We start from the raw sequence: 17262 nt of genomic DNA on the forward strand, positions 1-17262 counted from the left end.
ACCTCTTCCTATTTCGGCATCATTGACACCAGCATTTACTTTAATTAATCGACACACGTATAAATTACGGCGCCATATAAAATAATTCTAAATAATCGTAAATCACTTTTACTACTGCTACAGGCCTTGCTTGCAATATCGCTTATCAAGCTAGCTGTCTGCATTAAAACTCATTCTCATTATTAAACGCCAAACCAAGGTGCAGAAACATAGCATCCTCAATTCTTTTTGATCCCGAGATGCTAAGTAGCCAGGAGTGAACCTAGCCAGATACCTGTTGCAGCTTAAGCAAATCGGTCACTCCACTGCGCAGAGCACTATCAAAAATCATCACAGGCCACATCAATCACAGGCACGTCATCACAGGCCACTATGATTGACGTGAGTTCAGTGTATTTAGGCTGCCAGCCCCCCAACAGACATGGGCATACGCAACGGCACGAATGCAAACATAAATACAAATACGAATCAGAGACAAGCGAGAGTTCAGCGGCTCTCAGGTGCCATAATTTAGGGTTGAACTTGCCTCTCAATAAGCTCAATCGGCATTTGTTCTGGTAATAAAGCCGCCGCTGACGATACTAAAATATTGTTAGCGGCAATCAAATAACAAGCCCACTGATAACACTTACCATCGATACGAATACTACTTTCCTCCTCTTTACCTAGGCTAAACAACACGGCCCCATAACTCATCAGCATCTTAGCCGTCGTAGATTGATAAACCCGATACAGTAAATAATCTGCCTTGGATTGATACAATGCTGTGATAAAACGCGGGATAATCGATAGGAATAAATTTTTATGGCTGCTATATATAGAGTCGATAACCAAACAACGGGCATTATCATTGCCAATATCTAGCTCTTTAAGCTGATACTTCAACCCGTGTTGTTGCTTTATCTTCCCCAGTAAGGCGGTATAAATCAGGCTATGCCCTAGCAGCATTCTATGCCCAAAAACCTTGCCGTGATAAGTGGTTAATAAACTGCTCGATTCGACTTGTAAGGAGTCGGAGGTGATTGGCGCATCGCCAACAGCATAGCTATAAAAATAGGTAATAAGCGCTATATCATCGTCACTAACCGGTTTGCGTTCATAATATTCAGCCTGAGTTAAACTATCGCAATAAGGCATATCGGCCCCGCCGTAGTGACGATAACGTAGACTGAGTTGCTCTAGGATCTTGCGTTGCTTCGACGGCGAAAACGCACTGTGAACACGGGCAGACATTATCGCATCGGCGTTATCAAAGGCGCGTAGAATATAGGCTTGTTTCAATAATGATGGCTGGGTATGGGCATTCTCCCATCGCGATAGCGTCGCCTCATCGGTTTTTTCCAACTGCTTATCGGCAGCCTGAATAATCTCTACCGCATCCGCCTGACTGAGTCGGTTTTGCTTTCTAAGTGTTAGCAAAGCTGTCGAGAACTGCATATTAAAGCCCCTAGATTCAACCCATAAATATACTTACTTTTATGCTCTAAATTCACCAAGCTCGCATAAACTAAGCTCGGACACCTTACCTATAACTCAGCGATAATGCACTGCGATCTGAGCAAGTTTACACAATCAGAACAAAGGGTGAACAAAGCGGAACAAAGGGGTCGGAGCTAATTAACCACTTTCACCTATACTTTTTCACTCCACTCACACAAGCAAACTCGGATATGCCAAGCAAACCGTTAACCTTTATGGGACGAGAATGCAGATAGAGGCAAGCTTTAGCCATGTTACCAACGCTTTAAAGATGAATGATTTCGCTACTATAATTACCAATAAAATTAGCGCGTTACTCCTCATAACCAGCTTATCCAAGTTCATATTGCACTCGCTATATTTAGCAGTAAAGCCGTCAACAAGCGCAGGCAATACCAAGCGAGCTCAGGCATACAAGTAATCTGCTATCAAATCAGTTTATTGGTTTAAGGACATACAAGAATAGGAGGACTGGGCATAGAAGAAGAATTGGAAGCTAGGAGGTTGAAGCAGCTCAAATCACACTAGCGAGCTGGGAATCGCTGGAATTCGCTGACTACAAGATTGAGTTAGCGTTAGTAAGCCATAATCATGGGATTAAATTTGTGGGGGCGTCAGAGCCCTTTATCAGACTCTTTATCTTGTTTATTATTCGGTTAGCTTAACCACATTCATCATAATATCTAAAATCGTCATTAAACATCTTTAATTTAACAAAGTCTTCTTGAGAAAGCGCCCCAATATAAATAGCACCAATCAAGCAATGTATTTTCACCCTATCTTTTTCATTTAGTTGAGCAACTAGCCAAATTGAACCTTCTTTAGTATAAAGTTTTGCCCCAGTAGCTACACTTGTTACTTCCAACTTATTCCCTGCAATACTTTGACGTTTAACAACTAGAATATAGCCACTTTTTTCAGGTAGTTTTTCTAGTTGTTTTAACTCCCGAGATTCCAACTTTAGTACAGTAAGTAAATTCAGATTTTCAGAGGAAGTAAATGACAATTTAGCTTCAGCGGTCATACCCTCCAAAGTTTTAAAAACTCTATACTTAGTCCACATACCATTATAATTTATTTCTACAGCCTGACTTGGAATAGAAAATAAGAAAATAAAAAACATTAGTGAATATTTATAAGTATTTTTTAACATATCCCCCCCAGTTTAGTCGGCCTACATATCGGTGAAGATACAGGTTTTGTTTCACCATCTTCATGATCTTCACGTTTTCCTTCTTCAGTTTACTCATTAACCTCATTCTCAAGATCAATAGTAGGTTGCCACTTATTAAACCCTACAAACCAGATCCATTGTTAATCAATAACATACCCAGCATTTCATAAGTTATCAATGGGCCTTAGGCCATAAATCTAATCGACAAAACAATGGCAAATAACCAGAGACACCCATGGTTAATAAATCGACCTTCACTCAGCGACTTCGGGGGCGGTAAAACGATGGTAAATCCACCACTCCGGGAGATAGTCATTATGATGTTTTAAGGTCCAGCCATGTCGGTCATAGGCTAAACAGGCTGCCGCGATTAACTGCGGCGGATAAAACCCCAGTGGATCCATGGACATTTTGTTGCGCACTTTTTTTACATAAGCCCGATTGATCTTACTAGCATGGAGGATTGCAGCTTCAAATCCGGCTTCATCCTGTTTAGCAAGACAGTAAAACGGCGTGAGTAAGACTCTGAATCTTAAATCAAACTCTCTTGAATACACCTCGGTATACTCATTTTGCAAGGCGTCATGATCCGCTGTGGGGTCGAGCATTCCTTGCAAATAACGCACATAAAATGCGGTGTACTCCCTCGGCTCGGAGGTGTACTCGGCGGCCATCTCAGGGGTGAACAGCATGAGTAGTTCGACACTGCTTTGTGCCCGTCTCGATATCGCTTGGCAGAGGTAATGACTCCAATCTAACCAACCGATCCGCTTATTAAGCTGCCAATAGGGCAAGCTCAATTGCTGACTCTGGTGCGTGACCATTATCGGTTCACCACTGCGATTAAGCATGCCTAGCATTAAGGTATCTGCCGTGTGCAGGGTAAGATCTAAATAACCCAAGGCCCGATCAAAATAGTCTACTTCGCCAGTAAGCCGATAATACTCTATTGAATCAGCAAACAACCAATAGGCATTACTTTGACGCCAAAAAAGCTGCTGATAGGTTGGCTCACAGATATCGCGGGCAAAGTCTGTATCGTATTTAGCTAGCTTTTGCTGTTGCCGTTCCATGTAGCCAGCATCCCAGTTGGTTCTTTGGTAATGCACTTTTACATGTTCCATTGTACTGTCAACCTATTGCTTGTTTACGTGTGAAAAATGAAGTAAACCATTATAGCCTTGGCAAATATAACCAGGGGCATCCATTGTTAATCAATAACATACCCAGCATTTCGCAAGTTATCAATGGGCCTTAGGCCATAAATCTAATCGACAAAACAACGGTAAATGCAAAGTAATAAATAGCCTCATGCTTGTCATCACTATGATGACTATCTAGAAAAAAGCGCAGCGTCCTGCTGCGCGTACTAAATCGACTTGTTTGACGGGGAATATTGAAAATAGTCAGGTTAGACAGTGCTTAGATAAACACAATAAATCCATTACTCCCCTGCTATTTTCACTCTTTACAGAGGTAAATAAGCAAGTGACCCTAGCCAATATGAGATGCGGCGGCAGACTAAGGCTACGCACCTCATTTAAGCTTCCAGCTCATAAAGAAGTAGTAAGTCATAAGCTGTAAGTTATAACTTAAAGCCACCTCACAACATTGATCTATGAGATATCCAACTCATAAGCTTTACTTACAGCTTAGCGCTAAAAACTTGTCGCTAGCTTTGCTCCTCTTTCCGATACATCCAACGATATAGGGTCGGCAACACCAGTAGCGTCAGTGCCGTGGAGCTAAACAAGCCACCTATGATCACCACGGCCAAGGGTTGCTGAATTTCACTGCCTACCCCGGTTGAGATCAAGATAGGAATAAGACCTAACGCCGAGGTCAGTGCCGTCATCAATACCGGACGCAAGCGCCCTACCGTGCCTTCATAGACCGAATCATACAGGCTTTCACCTTGACCAAGCGTCCCGGTCGCTTCTCTATGCCGACTCTGTTTAACTTCAAGATCGCGTCTCTGGTTAATCGAGTCCACCAGCACCACACCGTTAAGCACAGCGACACCGAACAAGGTGATAAAGCCGATGGAGCTAGGAACCGACAGATAAGTACCACTGATAAACAGGGCAACCACGCCACCGATTAAGGCCAATGGCACGTTGGCCATGATGAGGGCCACTTGCTTAAGTGAGCCAAATGAGAAGAAGAGTAACAGGGCAATCAGACCAATAGAGATAGGCACGACTAGCATGAGTTTCTGCTGGGCTCTTTGCTGATTCTCATACTGGCCGCCAACAACTACGGTATAACCCGCTGGCAAGTTGGCCTGTGGAATAACCGCGTAGATATCTTTTACCACTGAGCCCATGTCGCGGCCTGAGACGTTAGCCTGTACCACAACTCGGCGCTGCACATCGTCGCGGCGAATGTTTGGCGGCGCCATCTCGACTTCGACACTGGCCACTTCACCTAAACGTACCGTGGCACCGTTTACGCCGCTGAGAAGAAGATCTCTTAGGGCATCCGGAGAGCTACGATATTGCTCGGCCAGACGCACATTAATGTCGTATCTGGCATTGCCGTCAATCACTTGCCCGGCGCTTACGCCGCCTATGCCTTGGCTTACTAGGCTCATGACCTCATCGACACTGATGCCATAACGCGCCAACAGTTCGCGCTTAGGTCTCACCACGAGTTGAGCCTCACCACTGACCTGCTCCAGTGACACATCCACTGCCCCAGGTATTTTTGATACCAGCTCTGACAGCCTCTCGCCGCTAGCGGATAATAGGTCTAAGTCTGGGCCAAAAATCTTGATCGCCAGCTGAGCTTTTACGCCGGATAGCAGTTCATCGACTCGGGTGGCAATTGGCTGTGAGAAGGTGAATAGCAGGCCCGGGAAGACACTGATTTTCTCCTCCATTAGCTTCTGTAACTCCACTCGGCTCGAAGCCGACTGCCACTGTTCCACTGGCTTGAGGCCGATATAGATCTCGATATTACTCACGGGCTCAGGATCGCCGCCAAGCTCTGGGGCGCCAATACGGCTCAGGGCATATTCCACCTCGGGAAACTCGAGTAACATCTTTTCTATCTTAGGCGCTACATCGATTGAGGTCTGTAGGCTCGCCGTCGGCGCTAAGGTGATCCTTAAGTTAATCGTGCCCTCTTCAAGTTCAGGTACAAACTCTGTGCCCAAACGCGGCAACAAGGTCATGCTCAGCACAAATAGTGTCACAGCCGTGATAACCACAGTCTTAGGGCGCGCCATAGTTAGGGTTAACAAGCGGCGGTACACAGACTCGATTGGCTTAAGCAGGGCACTTTCTCTGAGGGTAATACCACGCTTAAACATTCTCTTATCAAATAAGATCACCGCCAGAGCTGGTACGACAACGAGCGCCACCACTAAGGCCGACAACATGGCCAATATGATACTCACAGCCATGGGCTGAAACAGCTTGCCTTCAACGCCTTCAAGAGCAAATAGCGGCGCAAATACCACGATTATGATGGCCGTTGCGAAGAAGATAGGACTACAGACTTCCTTGGCCGCCAGCATGACACGCATGCCTATGGCAGAAGATGCGTCACTATGGGCCTGAGTCCCAACACCATCTTCATCGGCATGATAGGGGTCAGGCTCACCATCGGCGCGAAGACGGGCATCATTAAGATGTTGTCTGTCCGGTTGAGTCAGGTGCTTGAAGATGTTCTCTACCATCACCACTGAGCCATCCACCAGCATACCGATAGCCACCGCCAGTCCACCTAAGGACATAAGGTTAGCCGACATGCCGAAATATGACATCACCATCAGCGCCAGGCAGATAGAAACCGGAATAGACAATAACACCAGCATGGTGGCGCGAATGTTGACTAAAAACAGCGCCAAGATCACCACGATAAACACGAATGCCATCAGCAAGGCATCACGCACTGTGGTTACCGCCTGATCAACCAGATCCGCTTGATCGTAGAACACCTCGAAGGTGACACCATCGGGAAGCGCCTGCTCAACCAGTGAAGTCCTGGCATTGATATCATCTATGGTCGCCTTAGTGTTAGCACCCATACGTTTGAGGATAACCCCGGCTACGACTTCCCCCAGCGCTTGGGGGTTACCCGCCTCGTCACGGCGAGTCATGGTCACGGCGCCGACACGAATTTCACTGCCGTAATCCACATTAGCAATATCGCCAACTCTGACCGGCGTACCCGCCACTTCGGTCAAGGGGATCTGAGCTATGGCCTTGAGGCCTGCATCGCCCGCTGGCAAGAGGCCATAGCCACGAACAACCAGTTGCTCCTGACCTTGACCCATAAACCAGCCACCTGCGTTGCGGTTATTGCTCTCCAGCGCTGTGATCACTTGCTCCATGGAGAGGCCATAACTGCGCAGCTTATTGGGGTCAATCTGCACCTGATATTGACGCACGTCACCACCAAATGAGAGCACCTCAGTCACGCCGCCTACTGGCATCATGATGAGCTTAACCAAATAGTCATTGAGACTGCGCAGCTCACTGGCATCTATGCCAGATCCTGGCTCGGCGCGAAGAATATATTGATAAATCTGACCTAAACCTGAAGTATTCGGGCCAATTTCTGGCACACCAATCCCATCGGGGATCATCTCTCTGGCTGCCTGCAGCTGCTCGAACACCTGCTGACGGGCAAAATAGATATCTGTGCCCTCGGCAAATACCACAGTCACCAGCGACAGGCCGGTACGAGATAACGAACGCACCTCAGTCACCCCAGGCAAGGCGTACATGGCTGACTCGACGGGATAGCTGATTAACTTCTCAACTTCTTCCGCCGCTAATCCCTCGGCCTCGGTGTTTACGGTAACTTGTACATTGGTAACATCCGGAAAGGCATCCAGATTCAATTTGGGTAACATGACCATACTGGCTATCGCAATAGCAATAAGTCCCAGCACCACCATGAGTCGGTTGCGGATAGCAACTTCAATAAGCCTCTGTAACATAAGAGAATTCCTTAACTTTTAAGATTGTGGGCTTGCTTAGTGGTTGTGAATAGCGAAGCCGGACTTAGCCTGCTCAGAGGCGAGAAAAAAGGCCCCAGATATCACCAAATTACTGCCAGGCGTCAGGCCACGAACTAGGTTCATGCCGCGCTGACGCTCAACCACTTCCACCTCTACGGCCTCGAAGCCATCTTCATCTTGAATAAATACCTGCCAATCACCGTCTCCGCCACGTGTCAGGGCCGCGTCGGGTAGAATCACCCCGCCTTGTATCGCATTGGGTAAATAAAGTTCGGCAAACTGACCGGCATGGATCCCATGGCCGGGATTTTCCAGACTCAGCAAGATCTGCTCGGTGCGGGTCACACTGTTAAGCTCATGGGAGCGGCCGATGATGTTAGCTTTTATGCTTCTGTCACCAACGCGTACTAAGGCTTCACTGCCGACACTGATGCTTTCTGACTGAGCCGGGGTAACTTGAGCCTCGACCCAGAGATGTGATTCGTCGGTGAGTTGCATCAGTGCGGTGCCCGAGGAAAACACTTGGCCTAACATGGCGAGATCTTGCTGCACGCGACCATCGATCGGAGCTAATAACCGATAGCTACCTATAGTGTCAGGGCTGGACGCTAATGTGGCGATCTGCGCCGAGGTCATCTTCATCGCTTCTAGAATGGCGCGCTTAAGCTCGGCATCAACCTGAGCCTGTAGGCGGCGACTGGCACTGACGGCGCTCTTGCCCATGCGCTTAACCCGGCTCCATTCGGCCGCGGCATTGATATAATCGGCCTGAGCCTGAGCCACAGCCACACCACCAAGGGTTAACAAGGGGTCGCCCTTACTCACTTCCTGGCCCGGAACTACGTGTCGCGCTAATACGCGCACATCGAGCTGAGGCGCTAATGTCATGGTTCTGTCTCTGTCTACGACCAGAGTCGCCATGGCAACAGCCTCTAAGCTGAAGGTCTCCTCTGAGACTTGCGTCACCTCGATACCGGCAAGGGCTTGCTGCTCCGCCGTGAGTTTGAGGCCATGCTCCTCTTGGCTTTCCTCACCTGCACCCTGACCATGACCATGGCCATCATCTTCGGCTTGTACCTTGGCTGTTACTGCAACCTGGTCATGGCCTTCTGCGGCAAATGCCGTTGAGGGGAACCCTGCAACTGCGGTCAAGGTCATTAAAAATGCCAAGCTTATGCCTCTGGCAAGTGCACTCAGATAAAATGGTGCCGCTACTGCTTGTGTGTTCATATCCATGCCAATACTCTTAAATCTGCTGTTAAATCTGCTGTTCAGTTCTGTGTTACATCTATTAGTCACTGTTTTCATAACTCGCGTTCCCATCTGAATTAGTACTTAGCCGAAGAGGTGTTTTGCCCTGAGCCTGAGTGATTACTCACTGAGCTGCTTGGTAACTGAGCATGTAAATATGCGTCCAGCTGACCACTGCTTCCCATCCAATCGAGCCAGCTGGTATACAGGGCAGTCTCCAGGGATAGACCCGCAAGGTAACTGCTAGACAGTTGACGCTGGCTTTGAAGGTAAACACTGGTATCTATGTCACCGGCGCGCCATTGCTGCGCCAGACCCGATGCGGCTTTGTGGCCAGAGTTAAGCACCAGCTCACGCCATTCTTGATAACGCTGGGTGAGTCTGGGCATGGTCAGATAAAATTTCTTCTCTTGCTGTTTAAGCACTCGCTCTTGGGCCAGATAGGTTTGCTCGGCTATGGCAATCTCCTGACTCGCCACGGCTAAGGTATCGCTGAAGTTATTGCGAAACTGCAACGGGATTGATAAGCCTAGGCCAAGCTTATTTTCATCGCCTTCGCGTTCGACGCTAAGGCTAATACTTGGGTCGGCTGAGGTATCGGCTTTAACTTGCTCGGCTTTGAGCTTGGTCAGCATGACTTGCTGATAAGCACTCCTTAGTGCAGGCAATTGCGGGTCAATCTGCCTCGATATGGGCAGACTCAATGAACCCATAAAGCCATTGAATGCCGTTGGCTTATCACCTAATAGCATCAAGACATCGGCATCTGCTGCAATAGAGTCCAGCTCGGCCATGGCATACTCGGCGGCGCGGCTGGCAACGTCTAACTGCACCAGTTGCAAGGCAACCGATGAGAGATCTCCCACCTGCAGCTGCTGCCTGGCAATATCCAGAGAGCGTTTAGATGAGGCAAATTGTTGCTGTTGAAAATCAAGGGCCTTGCGGCTCTGGGATTGATCTACTAGTGCTTGGATCACGCTTGCCAGCATCTGACTACGCTCTAAGGTGATATCGGCAAGTAAAATTTCGACTTGAAGCTGAGCAATACGTGTGACGGCGCCGCGCTTATCACCCCAGTCTAAGGTCTGACTGATAGCTAAGCTGTAAGTATCATCGCTGGCATCTTGATAGTTAACCCCAAGCTCTGGGTTGTAGCTGGCTTGATCTGCCGCCTTGATGCTGAACTCAGCTTGAATACGTCTGGCTTCTTGAGCTGCCACTTCAGGCTGAGCATTAAAGGTTTGCATCAAGTCTGGCAACCAAGCCTTGAAACCAGCTTGGCTCTGGGCAGGCTGCAGAGAATAACCAGCTTGGTTATTTTCCAGTAGAGAATCGACTTCCTGTGAGTGAGTCACAAGATCTAGGGAGCTCGGTGCTTGTTCCCCCGCCTGCGTCGCGGCGTAAGCATATATTCCACCATTGGAGATATAGGCTAATAACAGACTGGCTATTATGGTTTTTTTCATGGTATATCCTATCCCACAAGCCTTATTCCTGTTGATAAACTCGGTTAAAGTTATCTGAAACATATGCGAGACGCCGTCTATAGAGTCGCTGCATTTTTCACAGGAGAAATTAAGTACTTTTGGGTTAAATCATATCTAAAACCCCCATGGCAAAATGCCAGGGAATCCAATTAACTGAGTAATGATTTTTAATTGCTGTGGGCAGATAGCATTGGCTACTGCGACAAGCATAGGCTTATACGATTGGTGGGCGGTAATCCGGTAAAGCTTCAGGGGGTAAGTAAGCAGTCACCTTGGCGACGACGGGTTCATCGACAAGCAAGCTAGGGTCTGTGACCGGAGAGGTCATCACTGTCACGTGGCCGCCATGGCATTGACAGTCTAAACAGAGATCGAACAACTGAGTCTCGGTCTTACTCACTTTATGATTATGCTCAGGTTCACTCTTGCCACTCACATGAGAGGCTAGATTGCTTACTAGCAGTTCACCGTCATCTGAGCTTGTACAACTGGCTTCGGGTCTATTATGGTTAGAATCACTGCAGGCGGTACATTGTTCAAAGCTGCTTTCTAGGCTGACTACTTGAGCCATAAATTGAATATGGGGATGATTTTCAGTTTCTTGGTCATGATTTCCAAGATGCAATTGATGCTCACCCATGTTGCCACCTGCAAACTGCAGTAGCACAACGGCGATCATCGCTATGGCGATCTTGTGAGTGAATTGACGAAAACTAAATCGCAAAAAATACCTTTAATTTAGCGAAAGGAGCTAGATCCTGAGAACTTGGCCCTGACAACATAAGTTAGCAATCTGACTGACAGTGTAACTAAAAGTTCAACACTGACAATACTAAACTCACTTTTCTAGGTGTAAAGCATTTTGAATAAGCCTAAGTAAGAAAATAAATAGGTCTGCCTAAGCGACAGACCTATTTAACAATACTGACATTAAGCAGGATTAAACAGGCTTAATTAAACACGCAATTCTTGGCATATTCGGCCGCTTCGTTAGCGGTCCAGTCACCCTTATCTTTCTCACTCATCTGCTTACACCACTTTTCGCTACCGACTTCTGGTGCGCAACCAGACAAACCGATAATGAACATAGAAGCTAAGGCAATCGAACCTAATTTGAGTACTTTACTATTGATATACGACATTCTTTTTCCTTAAAAAATTGTGCTGACGTTTGCTGTGATCCTAAAACCCATAGAATCGGGCCAATAAAATAAGGCCTATAGAATCAGCCCCATAAATTTAGAGCCATAAACATCAATCCATAAACAGCAGATATAATACAAGCAATCTGCCTGTGACCCAAGTAGCTAGACTAATAACCAATATTTACGAATCTAATATTGGCAAACTAGCTCACTTGTTTTGATGTAAAAACCACAAAAACATAAAGCTATTAGACCGGCAGTGGGCAGCTAAGCTTAGCCGTGATCCACTCGATAGCTTTAGACTTGTCATCCAGAGAAAACCAAGCAACCTCGCCCAACATAAAGGGACCCAACAAGCCTACGGCATTACCGAACCAATCGGGTCCACCGACCAATACTAGGGCATCAAATTTTGGTAGCTGAATTTCTCCCACCCCAGAGATAGAATCACTCTCCCAACCCTCTAGCAGCACATCCGCTTCGATATAGAGGCAAATTTTGCCCGACTCGGCACTATATTCCTCGATAATGGGCAGGATTTGCTCACAATAATCCTGGGCCGACAGGCGCCCACTGGCAAATAAACTGATCACCCCTTTGGTAATATCGGCGATTTGACATAACATAGGCAAGCTCCACTTCTATCTACTAGCTAAATAATGGACGAAAGCTTAACAAGCTCTTCATTCATCCCCAAAGGATTCCTTTTTGAGGTCTTAGATTTAAGTCTTAGACCAAATCGGCACCCAACAACTCAATAGACAGAGGGTAATACAAACCCCGAATCAAAGGCCATGATAAAAATCACTAACCGTGTACTTCTTCAAGACAATGAACTCGAATGGCAGTTTATCCGCTCCAGCGGCGCCGGCGGACAACACCTGAATAAGGTCTCCACCGCCGCTCAGTTAATCTTCGATATCCGTAAATCATCTCTGCCGGAACTTTATCAACAAAGATTACTCGCCAAGGCTGATCATCGCATCACTAAGAGCGGAAAAGTCATCATCAAGTGTCAGGCTAGCCGCAGTCAAGACTCCAACCGTCAGACCGCATTAGCCCAATTTATTGAACTGGTGGCCAGTGTCGGCCACACGCCTAAAAAACGTATTGCCACTAAACCCACCAGAGGTAGCCAGCGCAGGCGCGTCGATACTAAGAAACAAAAAGGCGCCACTAAGGCATTAAGACGCAATAAGTCAGACTATTAAAACCTGCAAGCCTAGTGCTAAAGTTCCTAGGTACTTGCCCTAGGTTCTAGACGCTTATTTGCATCAATTTCGTCGAAAATGCAGTCAAATGTCGACATCTTCGCCAACTTCTGTTGAAATCAGACTATTCATCTATCCGTGATTTATACCTTTTGGTATCGCACGGCATCTGTATTTCTAAAGGATTTCGACATGAGCAGCACAGCAAAGGTCTTATTAATTAACGGCCCTAATCTTAACCTTCTGGGTCGACGTGAACCTGGCCACTATGGCGTGAAAACCTTAGCTCAGATTGTTAAAGATCTTACCGATGAGTCAAATGCCGCAGACATAGTGCTTGAACATATACAATCTAATGCCGAACATGAACTCATAGATGCCATTCATAATACCGATGCCGACTTTATCATCATCAATCCGGCGGCATTCACTCATACCAGCGTAGCCATACGTGATGCACTATTGGGCGTAGCCATTCCTTTTATCGAAGTTCATCTGTCTAATGTTCATGCCCGAGAGCCTTTCCGTCATCACTCATATTTCTCAGATAAGGCCATTGGCGTGATCTGTGGTTTGGGCGCCGAGGGGTATCACTTCGCGCTGAAATCGGCAATCACACGATTGCATGGGAAAACGGCTGAACATTAACTCTGTGCTCAACTAAAGCGTGCAAGATGGATTTTCAATAATAGTGTGACAGAGAAGATTTTAAGGTAAGAGTTATGGATATTCGAAAAATAAAGAAGCTGATTGAGCTGGTTCAAGAATCTGGCATTGCAGAGCTTGAGGTCACAGAAGGCGAAGAGTCTGTACGCATCTGCCGCCAAAGACCCGCTGAAGTGCATACGCCACAACAGGTTTTCACCGTGAGTAATGACTCACCACAAGCTAATGCTAATGCTGCTCAGCCTCAAGTTAATACAGGTATAGCTAGCTCAACCACAGCTGACGAGCTAGCAGAACCTAACGCAAATACCGTCATATCACCTATGGTGGGCACCTTCTATTTATCTCCCGCTCCGGAAGCTGCGCCCTTGTGTGAAATCGGCCAAAGAGTCGTGAAAGGCCAAGCCATTTGCATCATAGAGGCGATGAAGATGATGAATCAGATAGAGGCCCATCGTAGCGGCATCATCAAGGCTATATTAGTCGACAATGGCGACGCCGTCGGTTTCGATCAGCCCTTGATTATTATTGAAGATAGATAAGATCAGTGACGAGTTGCGAAATAATAACCAAGATTTAAGCACTAGCAAAAGAGGAGTAGCCCAAGATGGAACTGCCCGTTGTGCGAGCTATCAAACGTGTGCTTATCGCCAATCGCGGTGAGATAGCACTGAGAATTCAGCGCGCCTGCTCTCAACTTGGTATAGAGACCGTCGCCGCCTACTCCAATGCTGATAAAAACTTGCTACATGTGCAACAAGCCAATGCCAAGCTATGCATAGGTAAACCAGCAGCAATCGATAGTTATCTCAATATTCCCGCTATACTCGCCGCCGCATCGGCCGCCAAGGTAGATGCCATACATCCAGGCTATGGTTTCCTGGCAGAAAATGCCGACTTTGCCGAGCAAGTAGAAGCCTGCGGCTTTAGCTTCATCGGCCCAACAGCGGCAGTTATCCGCCTCATGGGCGATAAAGTCTCAGCCATCTCTGCGATGAAAGCTACTGGCGTACCAACAATTCCCGGCTCTGACGCCATACTTTCAACGGATTCACAGCTCAATAAACGCATAGCCAACAAAATTGGCTATCCGGTGATAATCAAGGCCACTGCGGGTGGCGGCGGCCGTGGTATGCGGCTGGTCCGCGATGAGAGTGAACTCATTCAAACCATAGAGCTTACCCAAGCCGAAGCCAAAGCCGCCTTCGCCAACGGCGATGTCTATATGGAGAAGTACCTACAGACACCACGCCATATCGAGATCCAGGTGCTATCAGATGGTCAAGGCAATGCCATACACCTAGGAGAGCGGGATTGCTCCATGCAGCGCAGGCATCAGAAAGTTATAGAGGAAGCTCCGGCCTTGGGCATAGACGCAGACACCCGACGAGAGATAGGTGCCTTATGTGTTAAAGCCTGTGTCGATATCGGTTATCGCGGCGCAGGTACCTTCGAGTTTCTCTATGAGGCGGGACGATTCTATTTTATCGAGATGAATACCCGCATTCAGGTGGAGCACCCCATCACTGAGATGGTCACTGGGGTCGATCTTATTCAGGCCCAGTTGGAGATAGCGGCGGGTAAACCGCTTGCAATCAAACAAGACGATATCAGCCTAAACGGCCACAGCATAGAGTGCCGCATTAACGCCGAAGATCCACGCACCTTTATCCCCTCGCCCGGTACTGTGACGGCCTTTCACGCGCCCGGCGGCATTGGCGTTCGTTGGGATTCTCATCTCTACGCAGGCTACACAGTCCCGCCCTATTATGACTCTATGATAGGAAAGCTGATCACTTGGGGCTCTACGCGACACCAGGCCTTAGCCCGCATGCACACAGCGCTCAATGAACTGACCATAGAAGGCATTGCCACCAATGTGCCTCTGCTACAGCGGATACTCGAAGATGAAGGATTTAGAGAAGGTGGCCAGTCGATACATTATTTACAGGAGAAAGTGCTAGGCAAGAAGGATGAGTAAAGAAGGGTTGAGTTGCTAGGTTAGGGTTTTGGTTTGAGGAATTGGATTTGAGCTTAAGGCTAATGGGCTCTGACCCCTTTATCCTAATCACTGTTCTGGCGGCTCGGGCATGGCTTGACACAGGTCGTCAAACAGTGAAAAAAGTTCAGTCAACACGGTTTGTAGTTGCGCTTCGCAGTAGCACCAAGGCTGTTGCTGCACACGCCAGTCATCCCAACAAATATCCTCCCCTCGCGATAGACGCTCGGCCACCGCCAGCTGCTGGTAACTGCCGCCGCCAATGCGTGTGTCATCACGCCATAGATTAAACCTAAAGGACACCCATTGGCGCATCTCAATCATCAGCCGCATATGTGAATAGGCGAACTTTTTTTTATTGAGCATAAAATAGCCGCCCTCACCCTTGTAATAGCGAATAGGGTAGGCAAAAGCGGTCACTAAATCGATTTTGGTCTCTAGCGCCACTCTAGGGTTAAAATCCCCAGGCAGCTTTGGAAACTGCTCAAGCAGAGCATAATAGCGTTCAGCAAAGTTCACCTGTTTGGCAATGGCAATCACTGGCTCAGACACCTCGCTTAACATAAACTCGCGCTGCTGCTGAGTTAACGGCTCGTGTGGCATAATAATGACCTCTTTTAATAATACGAATTAGGATAAAAAGTTCTAAGCCACCCATTGTCAATCAACAACATACCTAGTCCATTTCAAGTTATCAATGCACTACTGATTAAAAGAACTAATCAGATAGGACAGATCCAAGCCACCCATTGTTAATCATATCGGTTATCGCGGCGCAGGTACCTTCGAGTTTCTCTATGAGGCGGGGCTATTCTATTTTATCGAGATGAATCCCCGCATTCAGGTGGAGCACCCCATCACTGAGATGGTCACTGGGGTCGATCTTATTCAGGCCCAGTTGGAGATAGCGGCGGGTAAACCGCTTGCAATCAAACAAGACGATATCAGCCTAAACGGCCACAGCATAGAGTGCCGCATTAACGCCGAAGATCCCCTAACATTTATCCCCTCTCCCGGTACTGTGATTGCCTTTCACGCGCCCGGCGGTATTGGTGTTCGTTGGGATTCTCATCTCTACGCAGGCTACACAGTCCCGCCCTATTATGACTCTATGATTGGAAAGCTGATCACTTGGGGCTCAACACGACACCAAGCCTTAGCCCGCATGCACACAGCGCTCAATGAACTGACCATAGAAGGCATTGCCACCAATGTGCCGCTGCTACAGCGGATACTCGAAGATGAAGGGTTTAGAGAAGGTGGCCAGTCGATACATTATTTACAGGAGAAAGTGCTAGGCCAGAAGGATTAGTAAAGAAGGGTTAAGTTGCTAGATTAGGGCTTTGATTTGAGGAATTGGATTTGAGCTTAAGGTTAATGGGCTGTGAGCGTTTTATCATTTAAAATCAAATGCACCATAATCACTTAAATTTATTCTTGGAAAGGCGTCAAAACGTTTTTCGACTGAAAAACTCATTGTTTTACCATCCTTACTATCACTTAGCCTATAACTAGCAGTATATTTGCATAGACTTAACTCGGTAATCCCTTTGTCGTCTAACGTTACTTTCTTATCAAAAAGAGTAAAATCTAATGGAATTTTATATGAAAACATGCTTGATGAAGAAATTAAAGTCACGCCATCTATACTTCTTCTACGTTCATACACCTTAGGGTTGGAGATATTTATAATATAGTTTTTATCACAGTAGAAATCACGACTGACGTTTTCAATAATTATGTCGTGATCGTACTTATTGATAAACACCTCCGATAATTCAACCGACTTACCATATATTATAGATATGTTAGCCGACACTTTAACTTGTTCGTCTTCATAATCAAAAACTGGATACATTGAATTTGCAACTAATATCT

15 protein-coding genes and 1 pseudogene are annotated in these 17262 nt (G+C 47.0%); 5 read left to right on the forward strand and 11 right to left on the reverse strand.

Annotation, left to right across the window (positions count from 1 at the left end; genetic code table 11):
- Positions 1 to 510: 510 nt before the first annotated feature.
- From SVI_RS17750 to SVI_RS17795, 9 genes are all read right to left on the reverse strand, one after another.
- Positions 511 to 1437, reverse strand: coding sequence for a hypothetical protein (locus tag SVI_RS17750; RefSeq protein ID WP_013053032.1), 927 nt, complete (start codon positions 1435 to 1437; stop codon positions 511 to 513).
- Positions 1438 to 2140: 703 nt separating this feature from the next.
- Positions 2141 to 2632, reverse strand: a complete 492-nt coding sequence (locus SVI_RS17760) for a hypothetical protein (RefSeq protein ID WP_041420070.1) — start codon at positions 2630 to 2632, stop codon at positions 2141 to 2143.
- 275 nt (positions 2633 to 2907) lie between these two features.
- The gene (locus SVI_RS17765; protein WP_013053036.1) at positions 2908 to 3777 is read right to left on the reverse strand and encodes an immunity 49 family protein; all 870 of its coding nucleotides are present in this window, start codon (positions 3775 to 3777) and stop codon (positions 2908 to 2910) included.
- A 548-nt stretch (positions 3778 to 4325) separates the two neighbouring features.
- Complete coding sequence (locus tag SVI_RS17770) at positions 4326 to 7604, reverse strand: efflux RND transporter permease subunit (protein ID WP_013053037.1); 3279 nt, start codon at positions 7602 to 7604, stop codon at positions 4326 to 4328.
- Positions 7605 to 7640: 36 nt separating this feature from the next.
- Complete coding sequence (locus SVI_RS17775) at positions 7641 to 8861, reverse strand: efflux RND transporter periplasmic adaptor subunit (protein WP_041420071.1); 1221 nt, start codon at positions 8859 to 8861, stop codon at positions 7641 to 7643.
- A gap of 92 nt (positions 8862 to 8953) precedes the next feature.
- Positions 8954 to 10342, reverse strand: a complete 1389-nt coding sequence (locus tag SVI_RS17780) for a TolC family protein (RefSeq protein WP_013053039.1) — start codon at positions 10340 to 10342, stop codon at positions 8954 to 8956.
- 235 nt (positions 10343 to 10577) lie between these two features.
- A complete protein-coding gene (locus tag SVI_RS17785; RefSeq protein WP_013053040.1) occupies positions 10578 to 11042 on the reverse strand; it encodes a hypothetical protein in 465 nt (154 codons plus the stop codon).
- Positions 11043 to 11313: 271 nt separating this feature from the next.
- A complete protein-coding gene (locus SVI_RS17790; protein WP_013053041.1) occupies positions 11314 to 11505 on the reverse strand; it encodes a DUF3012 domain-containing protein in 192 nt (63 codons plus the stop codon).
- Between the two features lie 251 nt (positions 11506 to 11756).
- Complete coding sequence (locus SVI_RS17795) at positions 11757 to 12134, reverse strand: SpoIIAA family protein (RefSeq protein ID WP_013053042.1); 378 nt, start codon at positions 12132 to 12134, stop codon at positions 11757 to 11759.
- A gap of 168 nt (positions 12135 to 12302) precedes the next feature.
- On the opposite strand from SVI_RS17795, the gene arfB reads away from it, so the two are divergent.
- The 4 genes from arfB (at position 12303) to accC (ending at position 15366) form a co-directional block, all read left to right on the forward strand.
- Positions 12303 to 12719 carry an alternative ribosome rescue aminoacyl-tRNA hydrolase ArfB gene (arfB, locus tag SVI_RS17800; protein ID WP_013053043.1) on the forward strand — a complete coding sequence of 139 codons (417 nt, stop codon included), beginning with the start codon at positions 12303 to 12305 and terminating at the stop codon, positions 12717 to 12719.
- Between the two features lie 192 nt (positions 12720 to 12911).
- Entirely contained in the window at positions 12912 to 13367 is a 456-nt protein-coding gene (aroQ, locus tag SVI_RS17805) for a type II 3-dehydroquinate dehydratase (RefSeq protein ID WP_013053044.1), read from the forward strand.
- 74 nt (positions 13368 to 13441) lie between these two features.
- Positions 13442 to 13927 (forward strand): acetyl-CoA carboxylase biotin carboxyl carrier protein, encoded by a 486-nt coding sequence (gene accB / locus SVI_RS17810; RefSeq protein ID WP_013053045.1) that lies wholly within the window; start codon positions 13442 to 13444, stop codon positions 13925 to 13927.
- Between the two features lie 65 nt (positions 13928 to 13992).
- A complete protein-coding gene (gene accC, locus SVI_RS17815) occupies positions 13993 to 15366 on the forward strand; it encodes an acetyl-CoA carboxylase biotin carboxylase subunit (RefSeq protein ID WP_041420072.1) in 1374 nt (457 codons plus the stop codon).
- 87 nt (positions 15367 to 15453) lie between these two features.
- Here accC and SVI_RS17820 read toward each other — a convergent pair whose 3' ends face one another.
- Positions 15454 to 15987: a hypothetical protein gene (locus SVI_RS17820; RefSeq protein ID WP_013053047.1), complete on the reverse strand. Its 534-nt coding sequence runs from the start codon at positions 15985 to 15987 to the stop codon at positions 15454 to 15456.
- A 157-nt stretch (positions 15988 to 16144) separates the two neighbouring features.
- Between SVI_RS17820 and SVI_RS17825 the strand changes: the two are divergent.
- Positions 16145 to 16696, forward strand: a pseudogene (locus SVI_RS17825) (ATP-binding protein); the annotation flags it as partial.
- An 84-nt stretch (positions 16697 to 16780) separates the two neighbouring features.
- Here the strand turns inward: SVI_RS17825 and SVI_RS17830 are convergent.
- Positions 16781 to 17242, reverse strand: coding sequence for a hypothetical protein (locus SVI_RS17830; protein WP_013053049.1), 462 nt, complete (start codon positions 17240 to 17242; stop codon positions 16781 to 16783).
- Between the last annotated feature and the right edge of the window lie 20 nt (positions 17243 to 17262).

Origin of the sequence: Shewanella violacea DSS12, assembly GCF_000091325.1 — a bacterium.
Classification (GTDB): Bacteria; Pseudomonadota; Gammaproteobacteria; order Enterobacterales; family Shewanellaceae; genus Shewanella; species Shewanella violacea.